Annotated in this window: 12 protein-coding genes; 7 read left to right on the top strand and 5 right to left on the bottom strand. The window is 71.0% G+C overall.

Annotated elements, in window-relative coordinates; genetic code table 11:
- Positions 1 to 10 precede the first annotated feature (10 nt).
- Together ACFFQA_RS18985 and ACFFQA_RS18980 are read left to right on the top strand one after the other, a co-directional pair.
- Complete coding sequence (locus tag ACFFQA_RS18985) at positions 11 to 886, top strand: alpha/beta fold hydrolase (RefSeq protein WP_377853637.1); 876 nt, start codon at positions 11 to 13, stop codon at positions 884 to 886.
- A gap of 362 nt (positions 887 to 1,248) precedes the next feature.
- Positions 1,249 to 2,217, top strand: coding sequence for an asparaginase (locus tag ACFFQA_RS18980; RefSeq protein ID WP_377853635.1), 969 nt, complete (start codon positions 1,249 to 1,251; stop codon positions 2,215 to 2,217).
- 505 nt (positions 2,218 to 2,722) lie between these two features.
- On the opposite strand, the gene ACFFQA_RS18975 is transcribed toward ACFFQA_RS18980, so the two are convergent.
- The gene (locus ACFFQA_RS18975; protein ID WP_377853632.1) at positions 2,723 to 3,688 is read right to left on the bottom strand and encodes a helix-turn-helix transcriptional regulator; all 966 of its coding nucleotides are present in this window, start codon (positions 3,686 to 3,688) and stop codon (positions 2,723 to 2,725) included.
- 373 nt (positions 3,689 to 4,061) lie between these two features.
- Here ACFFQA_RS18975 and ACFFQA_RS18970 point away from each other — a divergent pair, with 373 nt between their 5' ends.
- The gene (locus tag ACFFQA_RS18970) at positions 4,062 to 4,472 is read left to right on the top strand and encodes a hypothetical protein (RefSeq protein ID WP_377853629.1); all 411 of its coding nucleotides are present in this window, start codon (positions 4,062 to 4,064) and stop codon (positions 4,470 to 4,472) included.
- Between the two features lie 288 nt (positions 4,473 to 4,760).
- Here the strand turns inward: ACFFQA_RS18970 and otsB are convergent, their stop codons facing one another.
- Positions 4,761 to 7,316 carry a trehalose-phosphatase gene (gene otsB, locus ACFFQA_RS18965; protein WP_377853626.1) on the bottom strand — a complete coding sequence of 852 codons (2,556 nt, stop codon included), beginning with the start codon at positions 7,314 to 7,316 and terminating at the stop codon, positions 4,761 to 4,763.
- A 126-nt stretch (positions 7,317 to 7,442) separates the two neighbouring features.
- The gene (locus tag ACFFQA_RS18960; protein ID WP_377853624.1) at positions 7,443 to 7,889 is read right to left on the bottom strand and encodes a hypothetical protein; all 447 of its coding nucleotides are present in this window, start codon (positions 7,887 to 7,889) and stop codon (positions 7,443 to 7,445) included.
- A 342-nt stretch (positions 7,890 to 8,231) separates the two neighbouring features.
- Here ACFFQA_RS18960 and ACFFQA_RS18955 point away from each other — a divergent pair, with 342 nt between their 5' ends.
- The gene (locus ACFFQA_RS18955; protein ID WP_377853621.1) at positions 8,232 to 10,055 is read left to right on the top strand and encodes an AMP-dependent synthetase/ligase; all 1,824 of its coding nucleotides are present in this window, start codon (positions 8,232 to 8,234) and stop codon (positions 10,053 to 10,055) included.
- 21 nt (positions 10,056 to 10,076) lie between these two features.
- Here the strand turns inward: ACFFQA_RS18955 and ACFFQA_RS18950 are convergent, their stop codons facing one another.
- Positions 10,077 to 10,769, bottom strand: coding sequence for an RraA family protein (locus ACFFQA_RS18950; protein WP_377853618.1), 693 nt, complete (start codon positions 10,767 to 10,769; stop codon positions 10,077 to 10,079).
- Between the two features lie 77 nt (positions 10,770 to 10,846).
- Between ACFFQA_RS18950 and ACFFQA_RS18945 the strand changes: the two genes are divergently transcribed.
- The 3 genes from ACFFQA_RS18945 to ACFFQA_RS18935 all read left to right on the top strand — a co-directional run bounded on the left by ACFFQA_RS18945 (position 10,847) and on the right by ACFFQA_RS18935 (position 13,207).
- Positions 10,847 to 11,287 carry a hypothetical protein gene (locus tag ACFFQA_RS18945; protein WP_377853615.1) on the top strand — a complete coding sequence of 147 codons (441 nt, stop codon included), beginning with the start codon at positions 10,847 to 10,849 and terminating at the stop codon, positions 11,285 to 11,287.
- 73 nt (positions 11,288 to 11,360) lie between these two features.
- Positions 11,361 to 12,587: a glycosyltransferase 87 family protein gene (locus tag ACFFQA_RS18940; RefSeq protein WP_377853612.1), complete on the top strand. Its 1,227-nt coding sequence runs from the start codon at positions 11,361 to 11,363 to the stop codon at positions 12,585 to 12,587.
- 62 nt (positions 12,588 to 12,649) lie between these two features.
- Positions 12,650 to 13,207 carry a GNAT family N-acetyltransferase gene (locus tag ACFFQA_RS18935; RefSeq protein ID WP_377853609.1) on the top strand — a complete coding sequence of 186 codons (558 nt, stop codon included), beginning with the start codon at positions 12,650 to 12,652 and terminating at the stop codon, positions 13,205 to 13,207.
- Positions 13,208 to 13,374: 167 nt separating this feature from the next.
- Here ACFFQA_RS18935 and ACFFQA_RS18930 read toward each other — a convergent pair whose 3' ends face one another.
- Positions 13,375 to 15,417, bottom strand: coding sequence for a beta-galactosidase (locus ACFFQA_RS18930; RefSeq protein WP_377853607.1), 2,043 nt, complete (start codon positions 15,415 to 15,417; stop codon positions 13,375 to 13,377).
- Positions 15,418 to 15,477 lie beyond the last annotated feature (60 nt).

Raw genomic sequence — 15,477 nt, 5'->3', positions numbered from 1 at the left:
CGTGACGCGCATGAACAAGACCGTCGGGATCAGCCGTTTCGTGGACGAGGAGTCCCGCGAGGAGTTCCTCACCCTCTACGGCGAGGCGATGGGAGCGTGGCCGGACCCGCGCGAGGAGTCCGATGTGGACACTCGGTTCGGCACGACCCACGTGTACCGCCACGGCGGCGGCGACGAGACCCCGGTCGTGTTGCTGCACGGTGGGAACACCACCTCGGCGGCCTGGTTCCCCAACGTCGCGGCGCTCGCCGCCGACCGCCCGGTCTACGCGGTGGACGTGCTCGGCGAACCGGGCCTGAGCACCCAGACCGCGCCGATGCTCACCCCGAAGGACACCGCCGAGTGGCTCGGCGCGGTGCTCGACGGTCTCGGCCTGGAGCGGGCGCACCTGGTCGGCCTGTCCTACGGAGCCTGGATCGCGGCGAACCAGGCCGTGCACACCCCGGACCGCCTGGCCTCGATCACGCTGCTCGAACCGGCCCGCGTGCTGACGGAGCTGAAGCCGATCTTCGCGGCGCGCACGCTGTGGAACAACCTCATGGGCGCGGAGAGCCTGTGGCGCGAGTACCTGGAGTGGTGCAGCGGCGACCGCCCGGCCTCGCACGCGAAGCTCCGCGACCTCCAGGTCCTGGCGAGCATGCGGTTCCGCAAGCGCGTCGGTCCCCCGCGCAAGCTCGGCAAGAAGCAGCTGACCGGGATGGTGGTGCCGACGCTGGTGATGCTGGGCGGCAACAGCCCGGTGCACCGCGTCCAGCGGGCGGCGGGCCGGGCGACGCTGATCCCCGGAGCCGAGGTGGTCGTGATCCCCGGAGCGGGCCACGGCCTGCCCGCGGAGCGCCCGGAGGCGGTCAACTCCCGCATCAGGGAGTTCCTCGCCGCCCACTAGCGGCGCCCCTCGGCGCCCTCACCCACCACCCTCTGGCGCCCTCACCCACCACCCTCTGGCGCCCTCACCCACCTGCCCCTCGTTTCGCGTTTTGTCACCTTGATGCGAAATGGGAGCGCTCTCTTGCGCAACAAGGTGACAAAACGCGAAAAGCCCGGCCACGCCAGCTGGCTCACGCGTGCACGGGGGCACGGGGGCGGCGGCGCCTCGGGGCGGCTTGCAGGACAGGCCCTAGCGGCGCCCCTCGGCCGCTGGTGGGCGGCGCCACTGCGGTTGACATCGGGATTGACCTGGGCGGGCCCTCTGCCGCACAGTGAAGCGAACGTTCGCGCGATCGTTCGCTTCACGTCGAGGAGGTGCCCGTGGACCGGGTCGTCGTCATCGCAACCGGCGGCACGATCGCCAGCCAGCCGACCACCACCGGGCTCGCCGCGAGCCTGCGGGGGAAGTCGGTGGTCGGCGCCCTGCCGCCCACGGCGGGGCTCCGGGTCGACGTCATCGACCTGTGCACCGTCGACAGCTCGTGCCTGACGGTCCGGCACCAGCTCGACCTGCTGGAGCAGGTGCGCGTCGCGCTCGCCGACCCCGAGGTCACCGGGATCGTGGTCACCCACGGCACGGACACCCTGGAGGAGTCCGCGTTCCTGCTCGACCTGCACCACGACGACCCGCGCCCCGTCGTGCTGACCGGATCGCAGCTGCCGTTGGGGCACGAGGGTTCCGACGCTCCCCGCAACCTCTCCGACGCGTTCCTCGTGGCGCAGCAGGCGCGCGACCTCGGCGTGCTCGTGGTGTTCAACGGACACGTGCACGCGGCGCGCGGCACGGTGAAGCGCCACACCCTCGACCCGCACGCCTTCGGTGACCCGTCGCGCGAGCCACTCGGCCGCATCCTCGGCGGCGAACTGCTGTTGCGGCCGGACGTGCGCCACCGAGGCCCGGCGCTTCCGGCGCCCCGTGGCGAGGCGCCGCGAGTGGACATCGTGACCCACCACAGCGACGGGGACCCGGTGCTGCTGCGCGCTTCGGTCGCGGCTGGCGCGCGCGGGATCGTGCTGGTCGGCGCGGGCACCGGCAACGCGACACCGGAGATCGCACAGGCCGTTCGCGAGGCGACGCTGGCAGGGGTCGTCGTCGCCGTGACGTCGAGGTGCGCCGCCGGTCCGGTCGCGCCCATCTACGCGTCCGGCGGTGATCTGCTCGCCGCCGGAGCGGTCCCCGCAGGACATCTGCGCGCGAGCCAGACCCGCATCGCGTTGCTCAGCGCCTTGATGCACACCGACAGCCCGGAGCGGTGCCGCGCACTGTTGCCGACGCTGCTCGGCTCATAGACCACGCTGGGGCGCCCTCACCGGGACTTCCGGCATCTGTGGGCGGCCGACGCCATCAGTCAGACGGCACCGCAGTTCGCGGACTTCGCCGTCCCCGAGCTGGCGGGCCGCCCTGGGTACCGCGCCGCAGCGTGCACGTGAGCTGGCGTGGCCGGGGGTTTTCGCGTTTTGTCACCTTGATGCGCAAAAGAGCGCTCCCAAATCGCATTAAGGCTACAAAACGCGAACGAGAGGGTGCGCCGGGTGAGGGGTGACGTGGCGGGGGTCGGTGCGGTGGTGGCGCGCCCGGTGCGGTGGCGGGGGTCGGTGCGGTGGTGGCGCGCCCGGTGCGGTGGTGGCGCGCCCGGTGCGGTGGCGGGGGTCGGTGCGGTGGTGGCGGGGGTCGGTGAGGTGCGGTGGCAGTGCGTCGGCGAGGTGGCGGGATCGGCGAGGTGGTGGTGCGCCGGGTGCGGTGGTGGGGGTCGGCGAGGTGAGGGGTGGGTGGCCGGTGAGTGCGGGGCGGGTTCTAGCCCTCGCCCGCGGCGCGGTTGTAGCGGCGGCCGAGGGCGCGGATGTGGTCGATGAGCTCCGGTGGCTCCTGCACCTCGAAGTCCACGCCCGCCATTCCCAGGTACAGAGCCAAAGTCTCCAGTGAGTCGGCGCCGGTCACCAGGACGCAGGTGTTCTCGTCCACCGGTTCCAGGGTGCCGACGGCGGTGGAGATGCGTTCGGCCAGAGCTTCGGCCGAGGCGTGCATCAGGATTCGCGCGCGGAAGCGCCAAGGCGCGGCGGTGACGCGGGCGGAGACGTAGGTGGCCACGTCGGCGCCGTCGGGCAGCTCGCGCGGGGTGAAGCGGGGGCCGGTGGGGGTGCGCGGCTGGATGCGGTCGACACGGAACGTGCGCCAGTCGGCGCGGTCGACGTCCCACGCCACGAGGTACCACTTGCGGCCCCAGTTGGCCATGCTGTGCGGCTCGACCACGCGCAGCGTCGCGTCGCCGTTGTGGTCGCGGTAGTCGAAGCGGAGACGCTCGTGGTCGCGGCACGCGTTGGCGATCGTGGTGAGCACCGCCGCGTCCACCGTCGGGCCCGGGCGGAGCGGAATGGGCACGGTGAAGGACTGCAACGCGTTGACGCGGCGGCGCAGGCGGGACGGCAGGACCTGTTCGAGCTTGGTCAGCGCGCGCAGCGAGGTGTCCTCTATACCGGAGATCGGGCCGTTGGTGGCCGTGCGCAGGCTGACCGCGACGGCGACCGCCTCGTCGTCGTCGAGCAGCAGGGGCGGGAGCGCCGCGCCCGCGCCTAGGCGGTAGCCGCCTGCCGTCCCGGTCGTGGCGTTGACCGGGTAGCCGAGGGTGCGCAGCTTGTCGACGTCGCGGCGCACCGTCCGGACATCGACCTCCAGCCGCTCCGCGAGGTCCGAGCCGGACCACTCGCGCCGGACCTGCAACAGCGACAGCAGGCGGAGGAGACGGGCCGAGGTCTGCAACATGGGGGCAGTCTGACAGCCTTTGCGGACAACTAGCGTCCTTGAACACCCTGCGCGCGCACGGTCAGCTACGGCAGAGCGCGCTCTTGCCGACCGCCTCCACGGACAGCCGCTCGGTGCCCCGCACATCGGGATCAGCGTTGTCCAGCAGGCAAAGCGGTTTCGTGATTTCGGCTGTCCGGCCGAACTCGCGGCGTTGTTGTCAAAACTGGAGGCGGACCTCGCGCGGGGCTCGGAAGCGCAGGTCACCGACGTGGTAGACCTGGTGACCGGGCGCGCGGCCACCAGGTTCGCCCAGTTCGTACGGCCCTGAGCGAATCACTGCGACGAGTGGCGTCCCTTGCCAAGGCAGGGGGCGCTGGCCACTCTCGATCGCATGATGATCATTTCGCGCCGGGCTCTCGCGGTCGTCGGGTGCGTGCTCGCTCTCGTCGCCGGAGCGGGCACAGCCACCGCGCAGGGCAGGCAGTACACCGCCCGGCAGGTGCACACGTTCCTGGTGAGCTTCTACGGGCAGCACGGCCCGAGCCAGTACGACCGCACGCACAAGGTCACGCCACAGCTCCGGAAGAAGGCGGCGGAGACCCCCGACTACGACCTCCTGCTGTGCGCGCAGAACACTCCCCGGAACATCACGATCGGCAAGGTCACCACCGCGCAGTCGGCCGGGGTGGGCTGGGCGACGGTGACCACGAAGTGGCGTGGCGGCGCGGACCAGCGGTTCACCGCCTACGTGGGACTGGACGCGGGCACACCCATGAAGCTCTACGACGTCTCGTGCCAGTAGCAGGTGATTGCCCCAGGAATCACTGTGTTGAGTGACTTCGCTTGCCAAGGTGGATCGGGCTCGCCAGCCTCGACCGCACCGGAGCGAGGGGTTTTCTGGATGACAGAGTTTGACGGCGTTGCCACCGACGAAAACACGACGGTGTGCCACGCCTGTGCGGGCACGCAACACGCGGCACGCGAGTGCCTTCGGCTCACGGGGGAAACCGGGGCGACCGTCGCCGTGCCGCACGCGTGCCGCACCTGCTCCGGGGTCGGGTCGCTGCCCGGTTTCCTCCCGCCGGTCTAGCTACTGCTTGGACAGCAGCTGGGCGCAGCGGATCAGCCCGATGTGGGAGTAGGCCTGCGGGTGGTTGCCCAGCGAGCGCTCCGCGATCGGGTCGTACTCCTCCGGCAGCAGCCCGGTCGGCCCGGCGCAGTCGACCATCTGCTGGAACAGTTCCTCGGCCTCGGTGCGGCGGCCAGTCAGCAGGTAGGACTCGATCATCCACGCCGCGCAGATGTGCCAGCCGCCCTCGGTGCCGGGCAGGCCGTCGTCGCGGTGGTAGCGGTAGACGGTGACCCCGGAGCGCAGCTCGGCCTCGGTTGCGGTGACGGTGGCCTGGAACCGCTCGTCCTGCGGGTCGATCAGCCCGGACAGTCCGATGTGGAGGGTCGCGGCGTCCAGGTCCACCCCGTCGTAGGCGGTGGTGAAGGACTGCGCCTCGTCGTTCCAGCCGTTCTTGAGCACGTCCTGGGCGATGGTGTCGCGCAGGACGCTCCACCCGGAGTCGATGTCGCGGCCGTAGGTGGTGGCCAGCTTGATGGCCCGGTCCAGCGTCACCCAGCCCATCACCCGCGAGTACACCCGGTGGCGCGGCGCGTGCCGCTCCTCCCAGATGCCGTGGTCCGCTTCGTCCCAGCGACGCGTGACGGCCTCGGCCATGGCCTCGACCATGCGCCAGTCGTCATCGGTGAGGGCACCGCGCACCTCGGCCAACTGCGCGACGAGATCGACGACGGGGCCGAACACGTCGAGCTGGACCTGCTGATTGGCCAGGTTGCCCACCCGCACCGGACGCGAACCCGCGTAGCCGGGCAGCGTGTCGATGACCGCCTCAGGACCCAGGTGCGTGCCGTGCAGCGTGTACAGCGGGTGCAGCCGCTCCGGCCCGGGAAGAGTCGCGAGCACACCGTGCAGCCACTTGAGGTAGGACTCGGCCTCGGCCGTGCTTCCCAGTGACACCAACGCCTGCGCGGACAGGGCGGCGTCGCGGATCCAGCAGTAGCGGTAGTCCCAGTTGCGGACACCGCCGATCTCCTCCGGCAGCGACGTCGTCGCCGCGGCCAGGAACGCGCCGGTCTCGTCGTGCTGCAAGCCCTTCAGCGTCAGCGCGGACCGCGCCACCAGGTCGCGCTGGACCTCCGGCAGCTTCAGCCCCGCCAGCCAGTCCGACCAGTACTGCCCGGCGGCCGCGCGGCGCTGGGCCTCGCTGGTCGTGCTGGGCGAGAGGTCGTCGCTGCCGCAACGGAGTTCGAGCACGATCGGCTGCTCGGGGGTCACTTCGACCACGGCGTGCGCGGACTCGTGCTGGCCGTCGGAGGTGATGGTCCACTCGACCCCCGGCGCGCGCAGCACCATCGGGTCGGACATGCCGACGACGCGCAGGCCGTCTTCCTCGGCGACCAGACTCACCGGCACCTGGCCGAACTCGGGCCGCGGCGCGAAGTCGACCACCGCGCGGGTCGAGCCGGAGATCACGCGAACCAGCTCGGTGTGGCCGGGCTCGCTCGCGTGGTCGAGGTAGTCGGTCACCAGCAGCTTCGACCACCGGGTCTCCACCGTCATGGTGCCCGGCAGGTAGCGCTGGCCGAGCGGAAGACCGTTGCGCTCCGGCTTGATGCCGAACACGCCGGCCGTCGGCCCGCCCAGCAGATCGGCGAACACCGCGCCGGAGTCCGGCTCCGGGTGGCACAGCCAGGTCACCTTGGCGTCCGGGGTGAGCAGCGCGACGGAGCGCTCGTTGGCCAGCATCGAGATGCGCTCGATCGGCACGGCCTGCTCACCGTGCAGCCAGGTGCGCCGCTCCTCGACGAGGAAAGCCAGCACGGCGGCGACATCAGCGGTCTCGGCGACGCGGAACTCCGCGGCCGTCTCGCCTTCGCCGACCTTGATGCCCAGGTCCGGACCGGCGAGGGTGGCGAATGCCTTCTCGTCGGTCACGTCGTCACCGAGGAACACCGCCGCGGTCGCGCCGACCTGGCGGCGCAGCACGCTGAGGGCGTCACCCTTGTCGGTACGCACGACCGCGAGCTCGACGACGGCCTTGCCCTCGGTGACCTGGACGCCGTCCCAGGTGCACGGTCCGCTGCGCACGGCGTCCAGCAGCCGCGCGCCGACCTCGGGCTCGGCACGGCGCACGTGCACGGCGACGCTGGCGGGCTTGTGTTCGAGGTACACGCCTTCCAGACCGGCGGCCAGCTGCTCCAGCTCCGCGCGCACGCGGGCGAGCAGCTGACGGGTCGGGCCCTCCAGCGCGTGCACGAAGCCCACGTCGAACTCGGAGCCGTGGCTGCCGACGAGGTGCACCTCGGAGGGCAGCCGGGACAGCGTGGCGAGGTCGCGCAGCGCGCGTCCGGAGATCACCGCGACGGTCGTGGACGACAACGAGGCCAGCGACCGCAACGCGTTCACCGACTCCGGGAGCGGTCGGGCCTGCTCGGGATCGGGCACGATCGGCGACAGCGTGCCGTCGTAGTCGCAGGCGACGAGCAGCCTGGGCGTCCTCGCGAGTTGCACCAGCGCACGGCGCAGCTCGGCGGGCAGCGCCGCGACACCGGTCGCGGGCGTGGCTCCGAACACCATGTGAAACCCTTCGATTACCGTGCGCCACCGTGCCTTTTCACGGCTGTGCTGTTCGCGGGAAAGTAACCCCTTGGCGCCCCGGAACCCAAACACGACCGAAATTCGTAAGCGCGGCTTGATGCTTTCTTAGGAATTCGTCCAGTTCGAGCACATCGACGACGTGGAACGGGCGGCGGAGACCACGGCCTGCCACGGCGGCAGGTCGTGCCCCTGGCGCGGGTGGACCACCCAGCGCGGCCCGGCCAACCCGGCGGCGCGGGGCGGCAGCGCGAGCCGGGTGCCGGGCGCGAGCAGGTGGACGTCGATGCGCACGAGGTCGAGCACGGTGTCGACGCGCACCGGCGTCACGGGACCGGTCAAGAAGACCCAGCGCTCGGGTTTCCCCGGGATCCCGATGACCGGTCCCGACAACAGGTGGAGCGAGAGCATCGCATTGGTCTCCGCGCCGAGCCCGGCGCGCATGGAGATCGCGCCGACGGTGTCGCCGACGACGAGCTCGGCGAGGCCGGGGGCGAGTCCGGGCACGAGGCCGGGCAGCTGGACGGAGGCGGGAGGCTCCGAGATGAGCGTCATGGCTGTATCCCCTCACGTGGCTAGGTACGTGATGTACCTCACTTCCACCCGAAAAAGCATCCGTTTCCACCATTCAGTCGTCAACCGGATATCAACGCTCTCAATTCACTGAAATTTGCACAAAGATACGGACGTACAGACATTTCTCCATGAATGTGATGAGAGCATTCGGCGGACACCCGATGACCCGACCGCAGCAGCTCACGACGGTGACGGCTCGGACACGATCGGTATCGGCGATGGTCAGGCGCCCGCCCTGTCCGGTCACACTCGGCTGGCGTCTCGACGGAGCGCCGAGAGCGGAGTACGGCTTCTAGGGCAGCGTTGTCCGAGGAGGTTGTGATGGCAGGGATCATCGACGAATTCGGGATCGGTTCGATTCCCGCCCTCCTGCGCGCCCGGGTGCGGCAGACACCCGAACGCGAGGCGTTGCGCTTCCGGGACGGCGCGGGCTGGTCCTCGTTGACCTGGGCGGAGGTCGGCACGCGGGTGCGCGAGCTGGCGCTGGGGCTGATCTCGCTCGGCGTCGGCGCGGGCCGCACGGCGGCGATCCTGTCCGGGACGCGGGTGGAGTGGCTGCTCGCCGACCTCGGTGTGCTGGCGACGGGCGCGGCGACCACCACGATCTACCCGTCCAGCACCGCGGACGAGTGCGCGTTCGTGCTGGCCGACTCGGCGAGCACGGTGGTCTTCGCCGAGGACGAGGGCCAGGTGGCGAAGCTGCGCTCGGTGCGCGAGAAGATCACCGACGTCACGAAGGTCGTCGTCATCGACGGTTCGGCGAGCGACGACGACTGGGTGCTCACCCTGGACGACGTCGCCGTGCTCGGCCGGGCGCTCGACGCCGCCGACCCCGGCGCCTACGACCGCGCGAGCGGGGCCGTCACGGCCGACCAGCTGGCGACGCTGATCTACACCTCGGGCACCACCGGCAGGCCCAAGGGCGTCGAGCTGACCCACGACAACTGGCTCTACACCGTCAGCGCCATCGATTCGATGGATCTGATGCGCGCGGACGACCTGCACCTGCTGTGGCTGCCCATGTCGCACGTGTTCGGCAAGGCCATCGAGGTCGCCATGATCGCCAGCGGCGCGACGACCGCGGTCGACGGCGAGGTGGACCGGATCGCGGCGAACCTGGCGGAGCTGCGGCCGACCGTGCTGGGCGCGGCGCCCAGGATCTTCGAGAAGATCTACAACACCGTGCTGGCCACGGTGCGCGCCGAGGGCGGGGTGAAGCTGGGGCTGTTCCGGTGGGCGCGCGGGGTCGGCCTGCGCCACGCCGCGAACCGTCGCGAGGGCCGTGCGTCGCCGCTGCCCTTGCGGGCCCAGTTCGCCGTGGCGGACAAGCTGGTCTTCGCGAAGCTGCGCGAGCGCTTCGGCGGCCGGGTGCGGTGCTTCGTCTCCGGTTCGGCCCCGCTGTCGCCGGAGATCGGCGAGTTCTTCGACGCGGCCGGGCTGCTGATCCTGGAGGGCTACGGGCTGACCGAGTCCTCGGCTGCGTCCTTCGTGTCCCGGCAGGGCGAGGTGCGCTTCGGCACGGTCGGCAAGCCGCTTCCTGGCACCGAGGTCCGCATCGCCGAGGACGGCGAGGTGCTGATCAAGGGCAGGGGCGTGATGCGCGGCTACCGCGGCCTGCCGGAGGCCACGGCCGAGGCGCTGGCGGACGGCTGGCTGCACACCGGCGACATCGGCGAGCTCGACGAGCGCGGGCGGCTGCGGATCACCGACAGGAAGAAGGAGCTGATCAAGACCTCCGGCGGCAAGTACGTGGCGCCGCAGAGCGTGGAGGGCAGGATCAAGGCCGCCTGCCCGTACGTGGCGAACGTGCTGGTGCACGGCGACCGCCGCAACTTCTGCGTCGCCCTGGTGACCCTGGACCCCGACCTGGTCGCGAAGTGGGCGGGCGCGCGCGGGCTGTCCACCGACAACGCCGAGCTCACCCCGAACGCGGAGCTGCGCGCCCTGGTGCAGGAAGGCATCGACGCGGCCAACGCGGGGCTGGCCAAGCACGAGACCGTGAAGGCGTTCGCGATCCTCAAGGACGACTTCACGGTGGAGCGCGGTGAGCTGACCCCGAGCCTGAAGCTGCGGCGGCGCGTGATCGAGCGGCACTACGCCGAGCTGCTCGACGGCTTCTACGACGGGATGATCGAGAAGGTCTGACCCCTCCCCCGCTGTGGGCTGCTACTCCTCGATCGCTCCGCCGATACGGCGCAGGTGTCGGCGGAAGGTGTAGGACGGGTCAGCGGATCGCCGTGCGAGGTAGTCGTCGAACTCCGTCTGCCCGCGCAGCGTCTCCCCCGCCCGGATCCTGTCGGCCTGCGCGCGCTCGGTCCGCCGGATCTGCCGCGCCGTCGCCAGCACCTCGTCGACCCGCTCGGCCGGAACGAACACCACGCCGTCCTCGTCGCCGAACACCACGTCGTCGCCGCTGACGAGGTGCGGACCGAAGCGCGCCGTGACCAGGGCGTCGGCCTCCTGCTCGTCCAGCCGCACCGGGCCCGGCGGGTAGCTGCCGTAGCTGAACACCGGGAGACCGATCTCGACCAGCTCCGGTGTGTCGCGGTGCAACCCCCAGACCACGAGACCCGTGACGCCCGCCGTCGCGGCCTCAAGGACAGCCAGGTCGCCGACGCACGCCTCGTCCGACCGGCCGCCGTTGTCGATGACCAGCACATCGCCGCGTTCGGCCTGGCCGAACGCCTCCAGGAACACGTCGACGCTGCCGTAGTGGCGCACCGGCAGGGCACGCCCGGCCACCCGCTGCCCAGCGGTGACCGCGCGGATTCCCGGCGGCGCCACGCGAAGGGGAACCTCGACCCGGAGGCAGGCGTCCGCCACCAACGGCGTTGACAGGTCGGCAAAAGCCTTCAGCATGGCGTTCTCCTGGTGTCGGTGGCCTCCGATCGTATTGCCCCTCGTGGCCACTACGACGTTCCCGGTCGCGCCGCGGTGTGGCTGCTGGATCGGGCCTCGACGACCTCGCCTGCTGCTCCAAGTCCCCGGCAGTGCTCGGTCTCGCCGGCCACCCTCGCGAGGCTCGACGCGTGCTCGACCTGGTCGACTCGCGGCTCGATGTCGGAGACGACTTCGCCACGGCCGACGGGGTGAAGAGCCACAACGCGATCCTCACCGGGTCCTGGTCCTACCCGAACGGCTGGACAGCCCTTGCGGCGCAACGGCATCTGCTCGGCTACCAGGACGGGGACACCGGCGGCCTCCGTTCGACCCTCTCCGCCGTGCTGACCACGGGCGCATCGGGCTCGTCGCGCTCCAGCTCGGCGACCTGGACACCACCCGTACCGCCAATGGCGAACTCGGTCCACTATGGACAGCCCGACCCGATATGTGCGGACGCACCTCGTCCTGTGCGTACGCGGCCTCGCCACTCGTAGCTCTTCGCGATCTCGGGCTGGTGCTCACCACTGGTGAACGCGGTCGCGAACCACTGCCTGCGATAATTCCCAGGTGAGCACCAGCACCGGAATTCGGAACGAGCGCGCGCTGAGCGACTGGATCACACCCAAGATCGCGTGGGGCGCGTTCGGCGCCGCTGTGCTGTTGCACGCGCTGACATTCCTGATCTGGCCGAAAGCCGCCCCGGTCGGGGTGGACCTGAACGTCTACCGCGCGGCCGGTGAGGTCGTGCTCGCCGGGCGACCGCTGTACGAAGGCCCCATCACCTACCAGATGGAGTGGACGTACACGCCGTTCGCGGCGCTGCTGTTCGTGCCGTTCGGGGTGGTGCCGATCATTCCGTTGGCGGCGGTGGTCACCGCGGCGCACATGTTGCTGGTGATTCCCGCGGTCTCATTGTCGTGGCGGGCACTGGGATACCGCAGTGACCGGGCGCTGTTGCTCGCTTCCGTGCTCATGGCCGCCGCCGCGCTGTGGCTGGACCCCGTGTGGCTGACCGTGGCGCTCGGTCAGGTCAACATCGTGCTGATGATGCTGGTACTGCTGGACGTGAGCCGGTTTCAGGGATCTCGGTGGCAGGGCGTGCTCATCGGGATCGCAGCCGGGGTCAAGCTCACGCCGCTGATCTTCGTGGTCTACCTGCTCGTCACCGGGCGGTTCCGCGCGGCGGGCACCGCGCTCGCCTCGTTCGCGGGGACCATCGCGGTCGGTTTCCTGGTGCTGCCACACGACTCCACGCGGTACTGGGGCGGGGTTTTCCTGTCCTCCAACAGGATCGGCGGCAGCGCGTCGACGAGCAACCAGTCGATCAGCGGCATGCTCGCGCGCTTCGGCGTCACCGGGGGCACCATGACCACGCTGTGGCTGGTGCTCGCCGGGATCGCCGGCGCGCTGGGCATGTGGCTCGCGGCGTGGGCCTACCGGCGCGGCGAGGACCTGCTCGCGGTCACCGTGGTCGGACTGACCGGGACCACGGTCTCGCCGTTCTCCTGGGAGCACCACTGGGTGTGGTTCGTGCCGCTGCTGGTCTACCTCGTGCACCTGGCGCGCACCGGAGCCGGGCGGCCGGGGTGGTGGGTGGTCGGCGGGGTGTACGCGTTGACCTTCGCCTGGGTCGTGAGCTTCCCGCCGGCCGGCGGGAAGGTCCAGCCGGAGATCGGGTTGTTCGCACTGCGGTCCTGGCCGTGGCTGGAGGCCGTCACGAGCAACGTGTACCTGCTGGTGTTCGCCGCCACCTCGGTATGGGTGGTCACCCGGATGCGCCGGGTGAACGGCTGAGTTCTGGTGTCGATTGCCGACAACCGCTGGCCCCGACGGGGTCGGCCGTGGTTCGGTCTGGCATGACCACGCACTGGAGCGGCGAGCTCGTCCGGCTGCGCGCCGTCGAACCGGAGGACTGGGCCGCCTTCGCCGCCTTCGACCAGGACACCGGGGACCAACGAGCCGGGGACAAGGTCTTCCCGCCGCGCTCGGAGTCGGGGTACCGGCAGTGGGCGGAGCAGCGGTCAGGAAAGTCCACAGAGGACGATGTGTTCCGGTTGGTGATCGAGGCGGTGGCCGGGAGCACGTTCGCCGGATCCATCAACACCTTCGACGCGCGGGTGCACGACGGGTGCTTCAGCTACGGCCTCGGGGTACTGCGGCAGCACCGGCGGAAGGGCTACGCCCGAGAGGCCGTCGCGCTGCTGCTGGGCTACATGTTCGGGGAGCGGCGGTACCAGAAGTGCGAGGTCGGCGTTTACGCGTTCAACACCGGTTCGCTCGCGTTGCACCGGGAGATGGGGTTCGTCGAGGAGGGGCGCCTGCGGCGGCACGTGTTCACCGGGGGCGCTCACCACGACCTCGTCCTCTTCGGCTTGACCGTGGAGGAGTACCGGCGCTCCCACACTTTCCGGTGAGCTGGTTCCGTGGTCCCGGTTCGCCCGGAGCCCCCGCCCCCACCCTCGCGATCATTCTTCGGCCATTCGCGGGCTTATGGACGTTCCTGGGGGCGCGTCAGCGTCCATAAGCCCGCGAATGGCCGTGGTGGCGTGGTGTGGCGTGTCGGTGGAGGACCGGGGCCGGTTCAGGTGGTGGCCGAGAGGCCGAGCCTGGCCACCAGGACACCGCGCCGGTCCAGCGTCGCCTGGTCGCCCAACTCCTGGCCGGTCAGCGCGTCGGTCGCGCTCGGCGGCAGGGGGACCTGGACGCCGAAAACGTTGTGGTTGAGCAGAAACAGGAACCTCGTGCCGTCGGCCGTCCTGCGCACGGTGACCTCGACACCGGCGGGCGCCCCCGGCAGGACCGGCGCCGCGCCCGCCTCCGCCGCCGCGCGCCGGAGGAGGTTGCCCATGGTGGTCGCGTCCGGCTTCGTGCCCAGGTAGTAGGCCGCGCCATCGCCGAAGGACCTGCGGGTGATCGCGGGCAGGCCGGAGAGCTCGCCCCCGGCGAAGGTGGCCAGCGGCTCCGCGCCCTCCAGGTTGATCCACTCCGACCACACGGTGGCCGTGCCGTGGTGGCCGTCGGTGAAGGCCAGCCCAACCGCCCCGTTCGGCGGCAGCGGCCAGAACTCCTCCACGTGCACGCCGAGCAGCTCGCGGAACGGCGCGGGGTAGCCGCCGAGGTGCACGCGGTCGTTGCCGTCGACGATGCCGGAGAAGAACGACATCACCAGGTAGCCGCCCGCGCGGACGTAGTCGGCCAGGTTGGCCGCAACGGCCTCGTCGACCAGGTACAGGTTGGGCACCACCACCAGGCGGTAGCGGCTCAGGTCGGCCGACGGGTGCACGATGTCGGTGGTGATCCGCGACTCCCAGAGCGGACGGTAGTGCGCGAGGTTCGCGTCCACCTGGCTGAGGTCGGTGGCCGGGTGGGACTCCGCCTCCAGCGCCCACCAGCTGGACCAGTCCATCAGCAGCGCCGCGTCCGCCTCAACGCGCGAGCCCAGGATCTCCGGCAGCCCGGCCAGCTCCGCGCCCAGCTCGGCGACCTCGCGGAAGACCCTGGTCTCCGGTCCCGCGTGCGGCACGATCGCCGAGTGGAACCGCTCCGCACCGCCCCTGGACTGCCGGAACTGGAAGTAGAGCACCGCGTCCGAGCCGCGCGCCACCGCCTGGTAGCTCCACAGCCGCATCTGGCCGGGGGCCTTGGGGGCGTTGCGGTCCCGCCAGTTCACCGCGCTCGGGGCCTGCTCCATCAGCAGCCACGGGCGGCCGTCGCCCAGCGAGCGCATCAGGTCGTAGTTGAACGCGACCTCGACGTGGGTGTCCGCGCGGTGCGGGTCGGGGTAGGAGTCGTGGGAGATCACGTCCTGGTGCCGCGCCCACTCGAAGAAGTCCACCGGCTTGGCCAGGCCGAGCAGGTTCGTGGTCACACCCACGCCGGGGCTGTGCTCGCGCAGGATGCGCTTCTCCAGCAGGAAGCACTCCAGCATCGCGTCGGAGGAGAAGCGCTGGAAGTCCAGGTTCTGCGCCGGGTTGGGGATCGCCGGGACCGCGCGCGGCGGCAGCACCTCGGCGAAGTCCGCGTAGCGCTGCGACCAGAACGCCGTCGACCACGCCTCGTTGAGACCGTCGACGTCGCCGTAGCGGCGGGCCAGCCACTCGCGGAACGCCTCGGCCGAGACGTCGCAGTAGCAGGTCGAGACGTGACAGCCGTACTCGTTGCCGATGTGCCACAGCCGCAGCGCCGGGTGCCCGGCGTAGCGCCGCGCGACCCGCTCCACCAGGGCGGCGGCGTGCTCGCGGTAGACCGGGCTGGACGGGCAGTAGTGCTGGCGGCCACCGGGCCACAGGCGGGTGCCGTCGGCGGTGACCGGCAGCGTCTCCGGGTGCGCGCGGGCCAGCCACGGCGGCGGCGACGCGGTCATCGTGGCCAGGCAGACACCGACGCCGTTGTCCGCGAGCTTGTCCAGCGCGCGGTCGCACCAGCCGAAGTCGAAGGTGCCGGGGGTGGGCTGGACCTGGGCCCAGCCGAACACTCCGACCGTGGCCATGGTGATCCCGGCGCGGCGCATCAGCGCCATGTCGGCGTCCCAGACCTCCTCCGGCCACTGCTCCGGGTTGTAGTCGCCGCCGAAGGCGAAGGCGTCCAGGCGCACCGGCGTCCGGTCGCGGTCGTGCTCGCTCATGGACTCCAAGCCTCCCCTGACTCGGCCCGCGCCGCCTGCCACGCCAGGGCGAGGGCACCT

Source organism: Allokutzneria oryzae (assembly GCF_042429765.1).
In the GTDB taxonomy this organism is placed as follows: Bacteria; Actinomycetota; Actinomycetes; order Mycobacteriales; family Pseudonocardiaceae; genus Allokutzneria; species Allokutzneria oryzae.
This window is presented reverse-complemented; position numbering and strand designations above follow the sequence as displayed.